Raw genomic sequence first — 17,981 nt, 5'->3', positions numbered from 1 at the left:
ATTCGACAGGAGAAAAGACGGGGTCGGCTCGGGTGCACCGGGTCGGCCCCTTTTATCTGGCACAGTGTCTGCGGGCCAACCGGCAATCGACCCCACCCCGGTCGATTGCCGGTTGCCCCACCCCACACGGACCCACGCATGAACGGCGAACTCGAAGAGATCCGCGAGTTTCTCGACCACTGCCCCGATCTGGCCCCCCTGCCAAAGGCCAGCCGGGATGCCTTTCTGCGCCAGCTCACTCTGCGCTACCTGCGTGAGGGCACCAGCTTTCCCCCGGACGCCGAACCCGGCCTGTGGATCGTGCGCACCGGCACGCTGGAGATCCGCGATGCGCAGGACACCCTGCACGACCGCCTGGGCGAGGGCGATCTGGTGCACATCCCCAACACCCCGGCGCACCCGCTGGGCCCGGTCACCGAGGACGCCCTGGTCTACCACCTGCCGCTGGATCGCGCCCTTGAGCTGGCCGCGCGCGACGACGCCATCGCCCAGTTCCTCGACGCCGACGCCCCGCGCCCACTGGCCACCGACCGCACAGCACAGGGCGGGCACGGGGACCGCAGCCTGCTAACCACGCCAGTGCGCGCCCTGATGACCTGCGACCCGATACTGGCGGTCAGCACGCTCAGCCTGCGCGAGGCCGCGCGCCTGATGGACCGCGGCGACATTTCCGCGCTGCTGCTGCACACGCCCGAGCGCCCGGGCGAACCCTACGGCATCCTCACCGACACCGACCTGCGCCGTGCGGTCGCCAACGGCGTGGACCCCGGCCAGCCCGTTGCCGAATCCATGGCCAGCCCGCTGACCACGGTTGAGCGCGGCACCCCCGCCTTCGAGGCCCTGCTGCGCATGGCGCGCCACGACATCCACCACCTCCCGGTCGTCCACGAGGCCGACGGGACCCTGGCCGGCATCCTCTCCAGCACCGACCTGATCCGCCACCAGGGCACCAGCGCCATCTACCTGGTGCGCGACCTGCGCCGTGCCGACGACCTTGCCGGCCTGCAGGGCGTAATGCAGGCCCTGCCCCAGTTGCAGGTGCAACTGGTGGAGGCCGGCGCCGACGCCGCCCAACTCACCCAGACTGTTACCACGGTGATCGACACACTCACCCAGCGCCTGATCGAGCTGGACGAACGCGACCGCGGCCCGGCCCCCTGCGCCTTTGCCTGGCTTGCGAGCGGCAGCCAGGGCCGCCACGAGCAGACCGTGTTCACTGACCAGGACACCGCTCTCATCATTGCCGATGACGCCTCGCCGGACGTCGACGTCTGGTTCGCGGAGCTTGCCCGCGGGGTAACCGCCGGCCTCGACGCCTGCGGCATCCGCGCCTGCCCCGGCGATGTCGATCCCACCCATCCCGACTGGCGCCGACCCGCGGCTGCCTGGGCGCGCGAGATGGAACGCGTGCTGCACCACCCGGCCCCACGCGATGCGATGCTGGCCACCCACTACCTCGACATGCGCGTGATCCACGGTGCGGCCGAACTGTTCGAACCATTGCGCCAACAGGCATTGGAGATTGGTGCGCGCCACGAGGCCCTGCTGAGCACCCTGGCCGACCAGGCGCGCAACCTGCCCCCGCCGCTCGGCTTCTTCCGCCAGTTCGTGCTGGAAGACAGCGGCGCACACGCCGACACCCTCGACCTGAAAATGCGTGGGCTGCTGCCGATCGTCGCCATGGCGCGGGTCTTTGCCCTGCACGCCGGCAGCGCGGCACGCAGCACGGTGGAACGCCTGAGCGCCGCGGCCCGGGCGGGGGTTATCAACGAGAGCACGGCCGACAACCTGGCCGATGCCTGGCTGTACATCGCTAACCTGCGCGCCCGTCATCAGGCTCGCCAGATCCGCAACGGCCAGCCCCCGGACAACGCGCTGGACCCGGCCGGACTGTCCACCCTGGAGCGCAGTCACCTGAAGACCGCCTTCCGCCTGGTGAACGACGCCCGCAAGACGGCCCTCTGATGGTCTGCCCTCTGCACGCTGCCGCATGGCTCCGCCCGCCTGGCCACTGGCGCTTCTGCCGCGCCCGGCGTCGGGCTGCGCGCCGCGCCCCGCCGGGCCCGCTGCGCGAGCTCCTCGAGGCCCCCATGCCGCCCGCCGGCCAGCCGGTGGCCGCCAGCCGCTTTCTTGCAGTCGATCTGGAAACCACCGGCCTGGACCCGGAACACGACCGCATCCTGAGCATGGGCTGGGTGGCGATGGAGGGCCCGCGCATCGACCTCGCCACCGCGGACCAGCGCCTGGTGCGCGCCGAAGGGCCCGTGCCGGAGGCCAGCGCCGTCATCCACCGCATCACCGATCAGCGCGCCGCCAGCGGGGTACCGCTGGACGAGGCCCTGAACGCCCTGTTCCACGCGCTCGCCGGGCGCGTCATGGTAGCGCACCACGCGGCCCTGGAGATCGGCTTCCTTGAGCAGGCCTGCCAGCGCCTGTATGGCGTAAGCGCCCCGCTGGCCATCGTGGACACGCTGCGCCTGGCGGAGACGGCCCTGCGCCGCGCCGGCCAGCCGATCCCGGCCCACGGGCTGCGCCTGCATACCCTGCGCGCGCGCTACAACCTGCCGGCCTATCGCGCGCACGACGCGTTGTTCGACGCCATCGCCGCGGGCGAACTGTTCGCCGCGCTGCTGAGCCGGCAATCGCCGGACGGAAAACTGCCACTGGGGCGCGTGCTGTTCCGCCCCGCGTGGCTCTGGTAAGCGCGGCCAGCGCCCGGTTCGCATGCTATCCTCGCACCCACCAAAGGGGCTGGCGGTTGGCCACTCCCATACCCCATACCAAAAACCGATCTGGAGGCCCTGATGAGTGACAACATCGAGTCCACCCTCACCGAGACGCGCCACTTTGCGCCGTCGGCGGAGTTCACCGAAAACGCCCGCCTGAAGCCGGCCGATCTCGAGGCCCTGCACCAGAAGGCCGAGGCCGACTACGAGGGCTTCTGGTGCGATCTCGCGCGCGAGAAGATCGACTGGCAGACCGAGTTCACCCAGGGTCTCGACGAGTCCAAGGCGCCGCATTACCAGTGGTTCGCCGACGGGCGCATGAACGTCTCCTACAACTGCATCGACCGCCACCTCGAAGTCCGCGGCAACAAGACCGCGATCGTCTTCGAGGCGGAGAACGGCGACACCCGCCACCTCACCTACCGTGACCTCTACAACGAGGTCGGCAAGCTCGCCAACGCCCTCAAGGGCATGGGCGTAGTGAAGGGCGACCGCGTCATCATCTACATGCCGATGAACGCCGAGGCCGTGATCGCCCTGCAGGCCTGCGCCCGCATCGGCGCGATCCACTCGGTGGTGTTCGGCGGCTTCTCCGCGGACGCCCTGCGTGACCGCGTGGTGGACTCCGGCTCCAAGGTCGTGATCACCGCCGACGGCGGCGAGCGCGGCGGCAAGGTCGTGGGGCTCAAGGCCAACGTCGACAAGGCGCTGGACTCCAACCCGGGCGACGTCGAGAAAGTGGTCGTCTGCAAGCGGGCCGGCAACGACGTGACCATGCACGCCGACCGCGACGTCTGGTGGGAAGACGCCGTGGACGGCGAGGCCGTCGACTGCGAGCCGGAATGGGTGGAGGCCGAACACCCGCTGTTTCTGCTCTACACCTCCGGCTCCACCGGCAAGCCCAAGGGCATCCAGCACTCCAGTGCCGGTTACCTGCTGGGCGCGATCGTCACCAACGAGTGGGTGTTCGACCTGCAGGGCGACGACGTCTACTGGTGCACCGCGGATGTCGGCTGGATCACCGGCCACACCTATGTCGCCTATGGCCCGCTGGCCGTGGGTGCCACCCAGGTGGTCTACGAGGGTACCCCGACCGTGCCCGACGCCGGGCGCTGGTGGAAGATGTGCCAGGACCACGGCGTGACCGTGTTCTACACCGCCCCCACCGCCATCCGCGCGCTGATGAAGGCCGGACCGGACCTGCCCAAGCAGTACGACCTGTCCAAGCTGCGCCTTCTGGGCACGGTCGGCGAACCGATCAACCCCGAGGCCTGGATGTGGTACTACACCACCGTCGGCGAAGAGCGCTGCCCGATCGTCGATACCTGGTGGCAGACCGAGACCGGCGCCAACATGATCGCCCCGATCCCGGGCGCGACCACGCTGGTCCCCGGCTCCTGCACCCAGGCCCTTCCCGGCATTGCGGCCGACGTGGTGGACGAGGACGGCAAGAGCCTGGGCGCCGACGAGGGCGGCTACCTGGTCATCAAGAAGCCCTGGCCGCATATGCTGCGCACCGTCTGGGGCGACGACCAGCGCTACAAGGACACCTACTGGCCGAAGTTCGGCGGCAAGTACTACCTGGCCGGCGACTCCGCGCGCCGCGACTCCGAAGGCAACTTCTGGATCATGGGGCGCATCGACGACGTGCTGAACGTCTCCGGCCACCGCATGGGCACCATGGAGGTCGAATCCGCTCTGGTCGCGCACAAGGCGGTCGCCGAGGCCGCCGTGGTCGGCCGCCCGCATGACGTGAAGGGCGAGGCCATCGTCGCCTTCGTGATCCTGCAGGGCGATCGCCTGACGGGCGAGGAGGCCGACGAGATGGTCAAGGAACTGCGCAACTGGGTCGCCGACCAGATCGGTCCGATCGCCAAGCCGGACGACATCCGCTTTGCCGACGGCCTGCCCAAGACCCGCTCCGGCAAGATCATGCGCCGCCTGCTGCGCTCCATCGCCAAGGGCGAGGAGATCACCTCCGACACCTCCACCCTGGAAAACGAGGCCGTCATCCCGCAGCTCCAGGGCAAGGCCTGACCCCCCGGCCGGGGCCCCAAGCCCCGGCCTTTTCCCGTCCCTCCCCCCCGTCATTGCGAGGAGCAACGCGACGAAGCAATCTGTGTCCAAAACCACCGGAACCTGATCGCTCGCGCAGTGCCAGCGTTGGGAGATTACTCGCTGCGCTCGCCCTTCGGGCCGGCCTTTGGCCGTTCAACGCAGCTTCGCTGCTTTTGTGCTTCGTCGTTGCACTCCTCGCAATGACGGGGGCGGGGGTTATCATTCGCACTCACAACCCCTCCCCGGCACCATCACCGGCAAACCCCAGGCCCCACAACGCATGAGCACCCACCACTCCGGCACTCCAAAGGACCACCCCCAGGCCCCGCGCCTGCGCGTGCTGCTGGGCGAGGTCACGGCCATGGGCCCGGGCAAGGCCATGCTGCTGGAGGCCATCCGCGACAAGGGCTCGATCTCCGCCGCCGCGCGCAGCGTCGGCATGTCGTACCGCCGCGCGTGGGACCTGGTGGAGACCATGAACCAGAGCTTCCGCGAGCCCATGGTGGCCACCGCCAAGGGCGGCTCCGGCGGCGGCGGGGCCCAGGTCACCGCCTTCGGCGAGACCGTACTGGCGCGCTACCGCGACATGGAACGCCAAGCCTGCGAGGCCCTGCGCGACGAGCTGCACGCCTTCGCCGACTTCCTCGCCGACGACCCCAAGCCGTAAACCCGACCCCAGTCTTGACGGGTCTCCCCCGGCCCCGCATCATTGCGCCAACCGATATGCAAACTGAAATATAACGAAACGCCTATCCACCCAGGCAAGCGCCGCGTCACTGCGAGGAGCAGCGCGACGAAGCAGTCTCCCAACAGAACCACCCGAGCCCAACAAGACCCAGCCACAGGGAAGACCCACACCATGCACCTGCGCGCCCTCCTCCTGACCCTGCTGCTCCTGCTACCCGGCCTGACCACCGCCAACGGCCCGCTGACCATCGCGGCCGCCTCCGACCTGCGCTTCGCCCTGGACGAGATCCTGGACGCCTACCGCGAGGCGCACCCGGACGACGCGGTACGCGTCACCTACGGCTCCTCCGGCCGCATGACCACGCAGATCATGAACGGCGCCCCCTACGACGTGTTTTTCTCCGCCGATATCGCCTACCCACAGAAGCTGCGCGCCGAGGGCCATGCGGTGACCGAGCCGGAGGTCTACGCCATCGGCCGCATCGTGCTGTGGAGCAACCGCATGGATGCCTCGGAAATGACCCTGGAAGACCTGCTACGCGACGACATCCGCCGCGTCGCCATCGCCTCCCCCACCCACGCCCCCTACGGCGTGCGCGCGATGGAGGCGCTCAAGTCCGTGGGCGTCTGGGACGACCTGCAGTCCAAGATCGTCAACGGTGACAACATCGCCCAGACCGCGCGCATGATCCAGGCGGGCGGCGCCGAGATCGGCATCATCGCCCTGTCGCTGGCCGAGTTCCCGGACCTCGCCGAGCACAACTACCACCTGATCGACGACGCCCTGCACGAACCCCTCACCCAGGGCTTCATCATCACCCGGCGCGGCGAACACAACGACACGGCGCACCGCTTCTCGGAGTACATGAACGGCGATACCGCACGCGACATCATGCGCCGCTACGGCTTCGTGATGCCCGGCGAAGCACTCCCCGAAGACGCGCCCGCCGACACGGCCACGGCAACCCCGTAACCGGCCATGTTCGAGCTGAGCCCCACGGACTGGATGGCGATCGAGGTCACCCTCAAGCTGGCGATCTACACCACGCTGATCCTGCTGGTGATCGCCACCCCCATCGCCTGGTGGCTGGCCAACGGCCGCGCCCCCGGCGGCCTGCGCACCACGGTCCAGGCACTGGTCGCCCTACCGCTGGTCCTGCCGCCCACCGTGCTCGGCTTCTATCTGCTGGTCCTGCTGGGCCCGGCCGGCCCGGTCGGCAGCACGCTGGAGAACCTGGGCCTGAACCACCTGGCGTTCACCTTCCAGGGCATCCTGATCGCCTCAGTGATCTACTCCCTGCCATTCGCCGTGCAGCCCCTGCAGCAGGCCTTCGCCAACCTCGGCCGCCGGCCCACCGAGATCGCCGGCTCGCTGGGCGCCGGGCGCATGGACCGCTTCTTCACCGTGATCCTGCCGATGTCGCGCGGCGGCTTCATCGTCGCCGCCACGCTCGCCTTCGCCCACACCCTCGGCGAGTTCGGCGTGATCCTGATGCTCGGCGGCGCCATCCCCGGCGAGACCCAGGTGCTGTCCATCCTGATCTACGACCACGCCGAGGCGATGGACTTCGCCTCCGCGCACCGCCTGTCGCTGGGCCTGTTGATCTTCGCCTTCGTCGTGCTGTTCGTGGTCTACGCCATCAACCGCCGCTTCGACACGGTGCGCCTGTGAGCCAGCCCACGAGCGAAACACTGCGCATCCAGGCCCGGCTGGAACGCCCCGGCTTCACGCTGGACGTGGACACGGCGATCCTGCTGGAGGGCGTCACCGCCCTGTTCGGCCGCTCCGGCTGCGGCAAGACCACGCTGCTGCGCATCATCGCCGGGCTGGAACACCCGCCCGGCGCCGAGGTGCACTTCGGCGACACCATCTGGCAATCCGGTAAGACCTTCGTCCCGCTGCACCGCCGCCGCGTCGGACTGGTGTTCCAGGAGTCCACCCTCCTCCCGCACCTCTCCGTGCGCGGCAACCTGCTCTACGGCTACAAACGCATCCCAGAGCCCCTGCGCCGCCTGCACCTGGACGAGGTCGCCGACCTGCTCGGCATCACCGAGTTGCTGGAGCGCCGCGCCGACCACCTCTCCGGAGGCCAGCGCCAGCGCGTGGCGCTGGGCCGCGCCTTGCTCATCAGCCCCGACCTGCTGCTGCTCGACGAACCGTTGAATGCGCTGGACACCCAGACCAAGCGCGAGATCATGCCCTTCCTCGCGCGCCTGTCCGACAGGACCAGCATCCCCACGCTATTGGTGACCCACGCCCCGGACGAGGTCGAACGCCTGGCCCACCGCGTCGCCTTCATGCACGACGGCCAACTCGAACGCCTGGAACCCCTGCGCGAGGCCCTCGCCCGCACCGATTCCCCCCTGTTCCGCGACGAAGGCGCCGTCTCCGTCCTCCAAGGCAAACTCGGCCCGCCCGACGAACACGGCCTGCACCCCTTCGGCCCCCCGGACGCGCGCTATCGCGTTCCGAGCACCCCCGGCTCCAGCAACGGCGCCGGTAGCGAGGCCCGCCTGCGCATCGACGCCCGCGACGTCTCCATCGCCCTGACTCCACCCCAGGACGTCTCCATCCTCAACATCATCCCCGTCACCATCGAGGCCCTGGACGAAGCCCCCGGCCACCACGGCCCCGCCCGCGTCCTGGCTACCTGCCGCCAGGACGACGGCCAGACCCTGATGGCCGAACTCACCCGCCTCTCCACCGAACGCCTCGGCCTGAAACCCGGCATCCGCGTCCACGCCCTGGTCAAGTCGGCAGCCTTCCTGGATTGACTCTCTCCGGATGTGCTGCGCCCCGGGTAACCGAGCGGTGTCGGCGACTGGAGACCACGACGGACCAGACGCACGCCGACCGCCATGAGCGATGCAATCGGGGGGTGAAGGCCTTACATTGATTGCAGACGGAAGCCAGGGATCCGGGTGTGACGACCGAGCAGTGGATGATCTTTGGGGTGTTGACGGCAACCCTGGCGTTGTTCGTGTGGAACCGCTGGCGTTACGACATCGTCGCCATTGCAGCGCTGCTGACTGCGGCGTTCTTGGGGCTGGTCCCGTTCGGCGAGATGTTCTCCGGATTCGGTCATCCGGCGGTGATTACGGTCGCGGCCGTCCTGGTACTGAGCCGAGGGCTGCTGAATGCGGGCGTGGTGGACGCAGTGGCGCGGCAACTCACCCGGGTGGGGGAACGCCCCTGGGTGCAGGTGACCGCGCTGACCGTGATTGTCGCCCTGGCCTCGGGGTTCATGAACAACGTGGGCGCACTGGCCCTGTTGATGCCAGTGGCCGTGTGGATGGCGCGCCAGAGCGGCCGGTCACCCTCTTTCCTGTTGATGCCACTGGCGTTCGGGTCATTGCTTGGCGGGATGCTGACGATGATCGGCACGCCACCGAACATCATCATCGCAGGGTACCGCGCGGAGATTACGGGCGCGCCGTTCGCGATGTTCGACTTCATGCCGGTGGGATTGGGCGTCACCGCGGTCGGCGTGATTTTCATCGCCTTGATCGGCTGGCGCCTGACACCCCAACGGAAGCGCCCGGACGCGACTGGCGAGCTGTTCGAGATCAGCGCCTACCTGACCGAGGTGCGGATTACCGAGGAGAATCGCTATGTGGGGCACACCGTCTTCGAGCTGATGCGCGAATTGCAGGGGGACGCCGAGGTGGTGGTGGTCGGTCTGGTGCGCGGAGAACGCCGGGAGCCGATGCCGGCCATCTATGAAGTACTGCGCGCGGGCGACATCCTGCTGGTCGAGGCGGACCCCGACAGCCTGAAGACGTTACTGGACGTGACGGGAATGGAGCTGGAGGCAAGGCTCGAAGAGGCACAGGAACAAGACGCGCAAAAGGGCCGCGGAGAGGGCCGCGATAGCCCCATGGGCGAACTGGCACTGGAGGAGGCCATCGTCACACCCACTTCGCGCCTGGTCGGTGCCACTGCCAGCGCCCTGGAACTACGCCAGCGCTACGCACTGAACGTACTCGCGGTTGCACGTCAGGGGGTCCGGCTGCGCGAGCGGCTGGATCAGGTGCGCTTCCGGGCCGGTGACATCCTGCTGGTACAGGGGAGCGAAGAGGAGTTACCCGATGCGCTGGGCGAGCTCGGCTGTCTGCCGTTGGCCTCTCGCGGGCTGCGCATTGCCCGCCCGCGCAAGGTCATCCTGGCCACCAGCCTGTTTGCCCTGGCCCTGGGACTGGTGGCCCTGGGCTGGGTCCCGGCAGCACCGGCGCTGGTCGGGGCAGCTGTGGCCATGGTGCTGGTGGGACTGATCGGTCCGAGCGAGGTGTACCGCGGGATCGAATGGCCGGTGATTGTGCTGCTGGCGGCCTTGTTGCCGGTGGGACAGGCACTGGAAACAACCGGCGGATCGCAGTTGATCGCGGACGGGCTGTTCGCACTGGGCGCGGCCGCCTCGCCCGCATGGATGCTCGCGCTGCTGATGGCCGTGGTCATGCTGCTGTCGAACGTGGTCAACAACGCCGCCGCGGCAGTGCTGGCGGCGCCAGTGGGGATCGCGCTGGCCCGGTCGATGGAGGCGGCCCCGGATCCGTTTCTGATGGCGGTCGCCGTGGGTGCGTCCTGCGCCTTCCTGACGCCGATCGGGCACCAGTCGAACACCCTGGTCATGGCCCCCGGTGGCTACGAATTCCGCGACTACTGGCGCATGGGCCTGCCACTGTCGCTGATCGTCATCGTGACTGCCGTGCCGCTGATCCTGTGGATTTGGCCGCCCTAAAAAGGTTGTAGAGGCTAGCGGGGCCAGCCACGCGTTGCCCGTGCGGACCTCGACAAGGTACTGAGCATCGAGCGGTCGCTGCCGGATCGTGGCCTGTAAAGCTTCCTCAAGAGCCAAGGTCCGGGCTGGAGACGGGCCATGACCGGCTGGCTCGGCCGGGCGAATGGGGGGCAAGCCGTGTAACCCCGACGATGTTCCGTGCTGTGTCTTGCGGTAGGCATCCGGGCCTGTATCCTCGGGCTGTCACCTGCCACCGAGCGCATCAGCCATGGACACGCCCACCTCATCTGCCAACCCCGTGCCCCCCGACAGTCCGGGCGGCGCCGACCGCGACGGTTTTTTCGCCTTCGAACGGGGCGACTACCGGGCCGCCCGGGACATCTGGGAGGCCCGCGCCGATCGTGGCTCGGCCTGGGCGCAGCTCGGCATGGGAATCCTCTACGCGGAGGGACTGGGGCTGGAGGCGGACCCGGCGCGTGCACGCGAATACTGGACTCAGGCTGCGGAACAAGGACTGAGCGATGCCAGCTTCAACCTGGGCGTGATGGCCGAGAAGGCAGAGCCGGCGGATACCGAGATGGCCCGGCATTGGTATCGCCGCGCGGCCGAGTCAGGACACGTCGCGGCACAGAACAATCTGGCGGTTCTGCTGCTCAACCAGGGCGGCGACGCCGCCGCCACCGAGGCCGTCCAGTGGTGGAAACGCTCCGCGGAACGCGGCGACCTCGATGCCCTGAACAGCCTCGGGGTCGCCCACCAGCAGGGCAGCGGCTGCGAGCGGGATCGAACGGCCGCCGTCGGGTATTACGCCCAGGCGGCCAACGCAGGACACCGCGACGCGGCCTTCAATCTCGCCCTCGCCCTGGAACAGGGCGATGGAGTGGACGCGGACCTGACCGCCGCTGTCCGCTGGTATCAGCAGGCGGCCGAGGCCGGGGACCCCGACGCCGCGGCGAAACTGGGGAATCTCTGCCGCGATGGCAAGGGCACAAAGGAAGACATGGAAGCTGCTGCTCACTGGTACCGGGCGGCGGCCGAAGCGGGCCACCCCCAAGCCCAGGCCAACCTTGGGGTCCTGCTGGATCGGGGCCTGGGGGTACCCCGGGACCAGTCGGCGGCGGCGCGCTGGTATGAAGCCTCTGCCCGGCAGGGCCTGGCCCCGGCGCAGTACAACCTGGGCATCGTGCTGGCCGACGGCCATGGTGTGGAGGTCGACTATGTCGCCGCCTGGGTCTGGTTCGCGCGCGCCGCCGATCAGGGCCACAAGCCGGCGGCCGAGGCGCGCGACTACATCCACCAGCAACTCACCCCGGAGCAACGCGCGGAGGCCGAGACGCGCAAGACCGAGCCCTTCGGTCCGCCCATCACTCGATAGGCGAGCACGCACGCGCCGATCCCGCATCTTGCGCCTGGCGATGCGAGGCCACGGCACGGTTGTAACGAGAATGAAAGGGACAGGCACCATCCTGTTGAGCCGGGAACGCCGGACTCTTATACGCACACGATAACTGCCACTATTCGTGCGGATTTGCCTTTGTCGAGGGAGCTGTCTAGCATCCGGCTTTCGTAACGACAACCCCCGCAATACTCGGTCTGGAGTCCCAAACGCCATGAGAACTCTCGCTTAGGCCGGGCGCCGTTTCCTCGTTCGTGCGCCCGGCCAACTCCCTTCTTCTTGTTTCTGATCAGGAGATGCGACCGTGGCGCGCAACAACCCGTATTACCTTCGGCCAGCCGCCGATACCCGAACCCATCAATGGATCCGGAAGGACTACTGCGGGGCTATCGGCACCCCGATGGAACTCGCCTGCCTTCTCGAGAAGCTCGACGATGGAAGCCAAGCGGCAGCAACCCGCGGGGAGCCCATCGCCAGAGTAGGCTCCCGGGTACAACTACTGGATCTGCAAACCGAGGAGACGTTTGTCGTCGAACTCTGCGAGCCGGAAGACGCGAGACCCGAACAGGCGAAGATATCCATCCTGTCGCCGCTTGGCGCACGTTTGCTGGGGCTCCAACGGAACGGGACCGCCGAGGTCTCCCTCCTGCGGAGCCGGCTGCGGTTCATGGTGGTCAACATACTTCGCGCCGACGAGCGGACACCGCAACACCCGGATGAAGCCGATCCGGAAAAGGGCTGACAAGCGCGACGGGGTCGGACCACGACAAGAGCCGTAAATACTTTCGGTTATAGCGGTTTCCAGGCCCACAGATGGCCTTAAACGGACAATTTAGGGACGAAAATGGCCAACTTGCTCGCAGACAGACGGCAATGCGGCATCTCCCGCTATGGCATGGGGTCACACCTTGCCTTTTGCCCCTGTGGTGAAGGCAGAGAAAAAGACCAGGTCTGACCCCTTACTTCCCGAGGCGCGCAAGGCCGAGCCTCCAGTTAGTTAGTCCATCACCCGTTCGGCACGAGCACCGCGAGTGTCCCCGGCGAGTGAGGCCAACGCTGCTGGGGACGGTGTAAGACTCGCGCTAGAAACAATCCGCCGCCGGCCGCGATAATGGGGACCGGTTCCTGTTCCTGCGCGGTTCGGACTGTCGCTTCACCCGGCCGCAGCCGTGTCCTGGTTGCTGGATCCTTCCCGAATACCACGCCCCACTGCGACATCGTACCGGCGCAGGGGAGAGCGCCGTGCGAAGGGGCAGTTTCGACGCCAGTCGGCGTCCTTGTCCGCCATTTCCGGGTGCATGGCCGGTGTCAGATCCCGCAACTGGCGCCAGAGCAACGGGTCGCCGCCCTCCAGCACCTCCAGCCAGGCCGCCTTCTCGCGAACAAACACCGGGGTGAAGGCACGATCATGCATGAATACGGTACAGGCCAGATCGATCAGCTGGGCCAGTTTCACGGTCTTGGCCTGGGCCGTCGCCCGCGCCAGATGCGCCCGGTCGATCGCCTTGCGCTGGGCACGGTTGCCGTCCTCCGGATGACTCACGTCGCTGATCATCACCACCATTTCTGCGACCTCCGCACCAAACAGCCGCTCCAGGGTCTCGGGTTTGACCCCGGTATCCCGAATGGTGTCCTGCAGCCAGACGGCCGCCCGCATGCACTCGGTGTGCTGCACCGAACGCAGCAGTTCCACAACCCGCGCCGGATGCACGATATAGGGCTCGCCGGTATACCGGCAGACGTGCTCGACGCGCGCATGCGCGGCAATGGCGAAGGAACGGGCGCGTTGTTCCAGCTGCATGGGTTGATCCGGAAGGGTGTGATGCCGGGTATTGTAGAGAAACCGAATCAGAAGGGCTCCACGTTACGGCGCCGGTCTCTGTCAAGTGCGTCACGCTATTGGGTGCGCGCATGGCATGGGGTCGACCTTGCCTGTTGCCCCTCCTTCCGATCATGGCGGAGCTAGTGGTACCCCCTCAGCCGGAAGAAGAGATCCCCATCTTCTTGCAGCCGGCCTTCACCGACCCCAGCGGTACGGGCTCCTGGCATCAGTCGCGGCGCTCGCCCTGCTGGAAAAGGCCGGATTTTCCGCCGCAAAGAGCCGCAAAACCGTTCTGTTTGGCACCGTACCGACGCCAGCCTGACCTCGGCCTATGGTGGCGAACAGTCTGTGTTGATGACGAACGCGCCATGCAAAGGCACGAATCCCTGGCGTGACGTTATCCATTGCCATTCGTGCGCTGGAAGGCGGCCACTCAGGGTAGCGGGAGGGGGCCGGTGCGACTGAAGCTTGAATCGGCGCTTGAAGAATCGCTCAGCAATTACCTGACCGCTGCCGTCATCATTGCCGCCATACTGACCGCACCGCTGACGATCACTTACTGGTTAGACGTGGAACACCCCCTGATCACGGTCGCCGATTGGCTGATCTGGGCAGTGTTCGTGGTCGAGTATGCTTTTTACATGGCCATCTCGCATGACCGCTGGAAGACGACCAAAGAAAACTGGCTATCGGTGTTGATTATCATCTTCTCGTTTCCACTGCTTCACGAGATACTCAAATCCACTCGCCTGATCCGACTTCTCCGCCCCCTGCCGCTGCTGCGACACACGGCCCTGCTCCGACAGATTGAACTGTTCCGTCTGGCCAGCGTCCGCAATGCCGGCAGCAGTGCCGCGATAACAGAAGCCAAGGAAAAGTTGGGTAAGGAACACTGGGCTGTCCGCTTCATCGTACGCGTCGAGTACTATCGTTCACGCCTTGTTACGGGGCTGCTGAAACTCCTGCCATTCATAAAGTCCAGCACCATTCGCAAGCGACGTCAGGAGGAGCGCTCAAAGCGCGAAGACATGAACGAATAAACGGAAACCGCTCGATGGGTTGTGCTGTTATCTCCCTCATCCTTCTTGCTCCAGGACCAGGAATAAGAGGACACCCATGTTGTTCCGATGGTCCGAACGTTCGACTCAACGGGCCGCTATCACTGCTCCGACAGGGTTACGCCACGATTAAAGCGGACGCATCGCACTGAGGGTCGTCTACGAAGGCCGTCTACCGATTCCAGCGGCCGCACATGGACACGCCACGGGCACGGCGACAGGTATCCGCGGTACGGTCTACCCTCCTAAGACACCGCCCGGATGAATAACCCGCCCATGCCGTTTCCCACGCAGAAGACCAAGATCGTTGCCACCATTGGGCCCGCGTCCGATGCACCAGAGACGCTGCGGCGCATGATGCTGGCCGGGCTCGATGTAGCTCGGCTGAATTTCTCGCACGGCGATGCCGCCTACCATGCCGAGTTGATCGGTCGCATCCGCGACGCCGCGCAGGCGAACAGCACCCGCGTCGCGATCCTCGGTGACCTTCCCGGTCCGAAGATGCGTATCGGCGAACTGGCGGAAGAGCCGATCGAACTGCACCCCGACCAGACCATCACCCTGACTACCGAGGACTGCATTGGCGATGCCTCGCGGGTCAGCGTGTCGTTCGCGGGCCTGCCGGAGGCGGTGCAGCCGGGCGATGCCCTGTTCCTGAACGATGGCTTCATCGAGCTGGAGGTGGTGACGGTCGAGCGCAGCGAAGTGATCTGCCGCGTGCATACCGGCGGCGAACTGCGCTCGCGCAAGGGCCTGAATCTGCCGGGCATCGATCTCGGCATCCGCGCCTTCACCACGGAAGACCACCAATGGCTGCGGTTTGCAGCGGAACACGGCGTGGATGCGGTCAGCCAGAGCTTCGTAGTCGACGGCGACGACATCCTTGCGGTGCGCAAGGCGGCAGAAGCACTGGACTACGCCCCCTTCATCATCGCCAAGATCGAGCGCGCCGCCGCGCTGGAGCAGCTCGACAGCATCCTCGAAGCCGCCGACGGCATCATGGTGGCACGCGGGGATCTCGGAGTGGAGATTCCGATCGCGCGCATTGCCCTCGCCCAGCGGCGCATCACCCGACGCGCCAACCAGCACAACCGCCCGGTGATCACCGCCACCCAGATGCTGGAGTCCATGGTCGCCTCGCGCCGCCCTACCCGCGCCGAGGCCACCGACGTCGCCAACGCCATCCTCGGCGGCACCGACTGCGTGATGCTTTCCGCCGAGTCGGCGATGGGGCTTTACCCGGTGGAGGCCGTGGCGATGCTGGCGGCCATTGCCCGCTCCATCGAACCGGAACGCGACGGCGGCATCGGCGCCGACGGCCCGGACGACCCTGACGAGGCAGGTCTTGACCGAGCCGTCGACCTCATCGCGCGCAGCGTACTGCACACCGCGCAGCGGCGCCTGCCACGGGTCACCCTGGCGCCTACGGCCAGTGGCGCCACCGCCCGGCGCATCGCGCGACTGCGCCTGCCCTGCTGGATCGCCGCCTTCACCCCGAACCCGGCCACCGCCCAGGGCCTGCAGTTTTCCTACGGTGTCCACCCCGTGGATGTCGCCGAGGACCGCGCCGACTGGAACGACTTCGCGCGCCAGTGGCTCACCGAGCACGGCATCGACGACGGCCTCGCCCTCCTCGTCCAGGGCCCCTCGGGGCCCCATCCGACCGGCAACCACCGCCTGGAGCTGCTCGAACTCGACCGCCCCCGCCAGCATTACGCCGACGCACCGGAGCACCCCTGACCCACACCCCCGTGCGGCCGACGACGGAAGAACACGACACCCGCCTCCTGGTCGAGCTGCAAGGTCAGGGAGATTCGGATAGCCCGTCAATCCAGGGGCAGGATGCGCCGGCGGGGCGGTGGGGCATCCTGCAGCCTCTGCTGGTTCGCGTACTCGCGTTGCTTCTGCTCGAGGTAGGTCTCGCGGTCCAGCTCGCGTAGCTGGCGCGGGTATTCGTCGGTCAGGTCGAACCAGCGTTCCAGGCGGGCCAAAAGGAGCTCCTGAGCCGGCCGGTCGCGGACGTCGAGCCAGGCCTGCAGTGCAAGATAGAAACGCATGACGGTGCGCTCGATCATGCCTTCCAGGCCGCCGATGTATTGTGGCTCGCCGTTTTCGTAACCGACCACGGTGAAACCCACCCGCTCGCGCCCCCCGGTGGCGAGGTAGACGAGCGCGGCCAGCCGGGCAATCACCCCGAAGCGCAACGAATACTCGAGGTTGACGAGGGTCCCCGTGTCGTGCGGAACGACGTGGACGACGATGGAGTAATCCCGGGTTCCGTAGGGCCCACGATCGCCCTCCAGCTCGATCAGCAGCCAGTCCTCACCCATCTGGGCCGACCGCCTGACGAGCTCCACACGCTCTGCATACTCCGCCTGCTCGTAACGCGCACGGCCCACGTACAGGTGCAGCAAGGCGTCCGCCCCCTCGCGGTAGACGCAGCTCTTGATGTTGATGTGCAGGACGGTGATTTCGCACCACGCCGAAAGCGCTTCCAGCTCACTGGCCACCAACGCAAACGAATACGGCAGCCGGGCGTGCACCGCCCCCTCGACGACGCCGCCCTGCACAGTGGAGGTAACGGCAATCGGCTCGCCCAGCGGTGATTCGGCAATGGCGGCCAGCCAGTCTTCGGCGCCATCCGCATGCGCCAGTAGAGGACTTCCGACAAGCAGAGCCAACCCGACAAGCGCGACGATGTGCAGTCGGCAGCACCAGGATTGGTGGGCAAACGGAACGGCCGGCAGTCGCAGCATGGCAGCGCCCCTCCGTAGAATCACCCGGCCGGCGCCCATTGACGGTCATGACGGGGACGGCCCCGGGTCAGGGCCCGAAACGGTGACCATTGAGGCGAAATCGCCCCTACTCACCTCCTTAGATAGCCCATATCCGCGATCAACACTGGCGAACATGCCAATGGATCATGTGTCTCCCTTGCTGGTCCAGCCGCGGAAACCTTCCCGGACGGAAAGGCAGCGTGCATACCCGAGGTCCCGCAGGAGCTCTGCGGCACGCAGGCTGCGGCGGCCGCTGTTGCACAGGCACAGCAGGATCTGGTCCTGGGTGACGTGGTGGCGGTTGATCAGGGAGATGAAGTGCTGGAAATCCCGCTCGTCCGGCTCGTCCGCATCCAGCAGTTCCTGTTCCTCCTCGGACAGCTCGCGACCCAGCAACTGCTTCAGGCGGAACAGGGGCACAGGGACGGCACCTTCTACCGCGCCTTCCAGCTCCAGTTCGAAGGGCTGACGGATATCCAGCAACACGGCCAGGCCGATATCGACCAGTTCGCGCGCCGCGTTCACGCTGATCTCCAGCTGCGGCTTGCTCGTTTCGTTCGCCATGCGCTCTCCTTTGATGTTCGCCTCTCTCTGAGGCCGCCTTCTCGGCTCCCGGTTCCCCCGATTGCACCGCCCGATCCACAACCTCGACATTGGACATCAGAAACCCGGTCCGGGCTTCTGTCATGCCTGAGGTTTCACGCTCTGTGAAGCGGCC

General features: G+C 67.0%; 15 protein-coding genes. 12 read left to right on the top strand and 3 right to left on the bottom strand.

What is annotated here, in order from left to right; translation table 11 throughout:
• Positions 1-138: 138 nt before the first annotated feature.
• The 10 genes from F618_RS0103120 (at position 139) to F618_RS0103075 (ending at position 12,348) form a co-directional block, all read left to right on the top strand.
• A complete protein-coding gene (locus F618_RS0103120) occupies positions 139-1,965 on the top strand; it encodes a putative nucleotidyltransferase substrate binding domain-containing protein (protein ID WP_019567732.1) in 1,827 nt (608 codons plus the stop codon).
• 125 nt (positions 1,966-2,090) lie between these two features.
• Positions 2,091-2,702, top strand: a complete 612-nt coding sequence (locus F618_RS0103115) for a 3'-5' exonuclease (RefSeq protein ID WP_018176416.1) — start codon at positions 2,091-2,093, stop codon at positions 2,700-2,702.
• A gap of 102 nt (positions 2,703-2,804) precedes the next feature.
• Positions 2,805-4,763, top strand: coding sequence for an acetate--CoA ligase (gene acs / locus F618_RS0103110; RefSeq protein WP_019567731.1), 1,959 nt, complete (start codon positions 2,805-2,807; stop codon positions 4,761-4,763).
• Positions 4,764-5,064: 301 nt separating this feature from the next.
• Entirely contained in the window at positions 5,065-5,451 is a 387-nt protein-coding gene (locus F618_RS0103105) for a winged helix-turn-helix domain-containing protein (protein WP_018176418.1), read from the top strand.
• A gap of 192 nt (positions 5,452-5,643) precedes the next feature.
• Complete coding sequence (modA, locus tag F618_RS0103100; protein ID WP_019567730.1) at positions 5,644-6,444, top strand: molybdate ABC transporter substrate-binding protein; 801 nt, start codon at positions 5,644-5,646, stop codon at positions 6,442-6,444.
• A gap of 6 nt (positions 6,445-6,450) precedes the next feature.
• Positions 6,451-7,143 (top strand): molybdate ABC transporter permease subunit, encoded by a 693-nt coding sequence (gene modB / locus F618_RS0103095; protein WP_018951149.1) that lies wholly within the window; start codon positions 6,451-6,453, stop codon positions 7,141-7,143.
• Positions 7,140-8,246: a molybdenum ABC transporter ATP-binding protein gene (gene modC, locus F618_RS0103090; RefSeq protein ID WP_019567729.1), complete on the top strand. Its 1,107-nt coding sequence runs from the start codon at positions 7,140-7,142 to the stop codon at positions 8,244-8,246. Before modB ends, modC begins: the two co-directional genes overlap by 4 nt.
• Before the next feature lie 167 nt (positions 8,247-8,413).
• Complete coding sequence (locus tag F618_RS0103085; protein ID WP_019567728.1) at positions 8,414-10,210, top strand: SLC13 family permease; 1,797 nt, start codon at positions 8,414-8,416, stop codon at positions 10,208-10,210.
• A 268-nt stretch (positions 10,211-10,478) separates the two neighbouring features.
• Positions 10,479-11,585 carry an SEL1-like repeat protein gene (locus F618_RS0103080; RefSeq protein WP_019567727.1) on the top strand — a complete coding sequence of 369 codons (1,107 nt, stop codon included), beginning with the start codon at positions 10,479-10,481 and terminating at the stop codon, positions 11,583-11,585.
• 325 nt (positions 11,586-11,910) lie between these two features.
• Entirely contained in the window at positions 11,911-12,348 is a 438-nt protein-coding gene (locus F618_RS0103075) for a GreA/GreB family elongation factor (RefSeq protein ID WP_019562710.1), read from the top strand.
• Positions 12,349-12,759: 411 nt separating this feature from the next.
• On the opposite strand, the gene F618_RS0103070 is transcribed toward F618_RS0103075, so the two are convergent.
• Entirely contained in the window at positions 12,760-13,407 is a 648-nt protein-coding gene (locus tag F618_RS0103070; RefSeq protein WP_019567726.1) for an HD domain-containing protein, read from the bottom strand.
• Positions 13,408-13,883: 476 nt separating this feature from the next.
• Here F618_RS0103070 and F618_RS0103065 point away from each other — a divergent pair, with 476 nt between their 5' ends.
• Positions 13,884-14,468 carry an ion transporter gene (locus F618_RS0103065; RefSeq protein ID WP_019567725.1) on the top strand — a complete coding sequence of 195 codons (585 nt, stop codon included), beginning with the start codon at positions 13,884-13,886 and terminating at the stop codon, positions 14,466-14,468.
• A gap of 294 nt (positions 14,469-14,762) precedes the next feature.
• Positions 14,763-16,226, top strand: a complete 1,464-nt coding sequence (gene pyk / locus F618_RS0103060; protein WP_019567724.1) for a pyruvate kinase — start codon at positions 14,763-14,765, stop codon at positions 16,224-16,226.
• Between the two features lie 86 nt (positions 16,227-16,312).
• Here pyk and F618_RS0103055 read toward each other — a convergent pair whose 3' ends face one another.
• Both F618_RS0103055 and F618_RS0103050 read right to left on the bottom strand, forming a co-directional pair.
• On the bottom strand, positions 16,313-17,242 hold the full coding sequence (locus F618_RS0103055; RefSeq protein WP_018951267.1) for a hypothetical protein: 930 nt from the start codon (positions 17,240-17,242) through the stop codon (positions 16,313-16,315).
• Positions 17,243-17,407: 165 nt separating this feature from the next.
• Positions 17,408-17,827: a rhodanese-like domain-containing protein gene (locus F618_RS0103050; RefSeq protein WP_018146175.1), complete on the bottom strand. Its 420-nt coding sequence runs from the start codon at positions 17,825-17,827 to the stop codon at positions 17,408-17,410.
• Positions 17,828-17,981 lie beyond the last annotated feature (154 nt).

The organism is Thioalkalivibrio sp. ALMg13-2, from assembly GCF_000381185.1.
Taxonomy (GTDB): Bacteria; Pseudomonadota; Gammaproteobacteria; order Ectothiorhodospirales; family Ectothiorhodospiraceae; genus Thioalkalivibrio; species Thioalkalivibrio versutus.
The sequence above is the reverse complement of the archived record's forward strand: the minus strand, read 5'-3'. Positions and strand labels throughout refer to the sequence as shown.

Bases quoted from the DNA above. Each gene is read 5' to 3' on its own strand.
- F618_RS0103120 (WP_019567732.1), top strand. From the start codon at position 139: ATGAACGGCGAACTCGAAGAGATCCGCGAGTTTCTCGACCACTGCCCC.
- F618_RS0103115 (WP_018176416.1), top strand. From the start codon at position 2,091: ATGCCGCCCGCCGGCCAGCCGGTGGCCGCCAGCCGCTTTCTTGCAGTC.
- acs (WP_019567731.1), top strand. From the start codon at position 2,805: ATGAGTGACAACATCGAGTCCACCCTCACCGAGACGCGCCACTTTGCG.
- F618_RS0103105 (WP_018176418.1), top strand. From the start codon at position 5,065: ATGAGCACCCACCACTCCGGCACTCCAAAGGACCACCCCCAGGCCCCG.
- modA (WP_019567730.1), top strand. From the start codon at position 5,644: ATGCACCTGCGCGCCCTCCTCCTGACCCTGCTGCTCCTGCTACCCGGC.
- modB (WP_018951149.1), top strand. From the start codon at position 6,451: ATGTTCGAGCTGAGCCCCACGGACTGGATGGCGATCGAGGTCACCCTC.
- F618_RS0103085 (WP_019567728.1), top strand. From the start codon at position 8,414: ATGATCTTTGGGGTGTTGACGGCAACCCTGGCGTTGTTCGTGTGGAAC.
- F618_RS0103080 (WP_019567727.1), top strand. From the start codon at position 10,479: ATGGACACGCCCACCTCATCTGCCAACCCCGTGCCCCCCGACAGTCCG.
- F618_RS0103070 (WP_019567726.1), bottom strand. From the start codon at position 13,407: ATGCAGCTGGAACAACGCGCCCGTTCCTTCGCCATTGCCGCGCATGCG.
- pyk (WP_019567724.1), top strand. From the start codon at position 14,763: ATGCCGTTTCCCACGCAGAAGACCAAGATCGTTGCCACCATTGGGCCC.
- F618_RS0103055 (WP_018951267.1), bottom strand. From the start codon at position 17,242: ATGCTGCGACTGCCGGCCGTTCCGTTTGCCCACCAATCCTGGTGCTGC.
- F618_RS0103050 (WP_018146175.1), bottom strand. From the start codon at position 17,827: ATGGCGAACGAAACGAGCAAGCCGCAGCTGGAGATCAGCGTGAACGCG.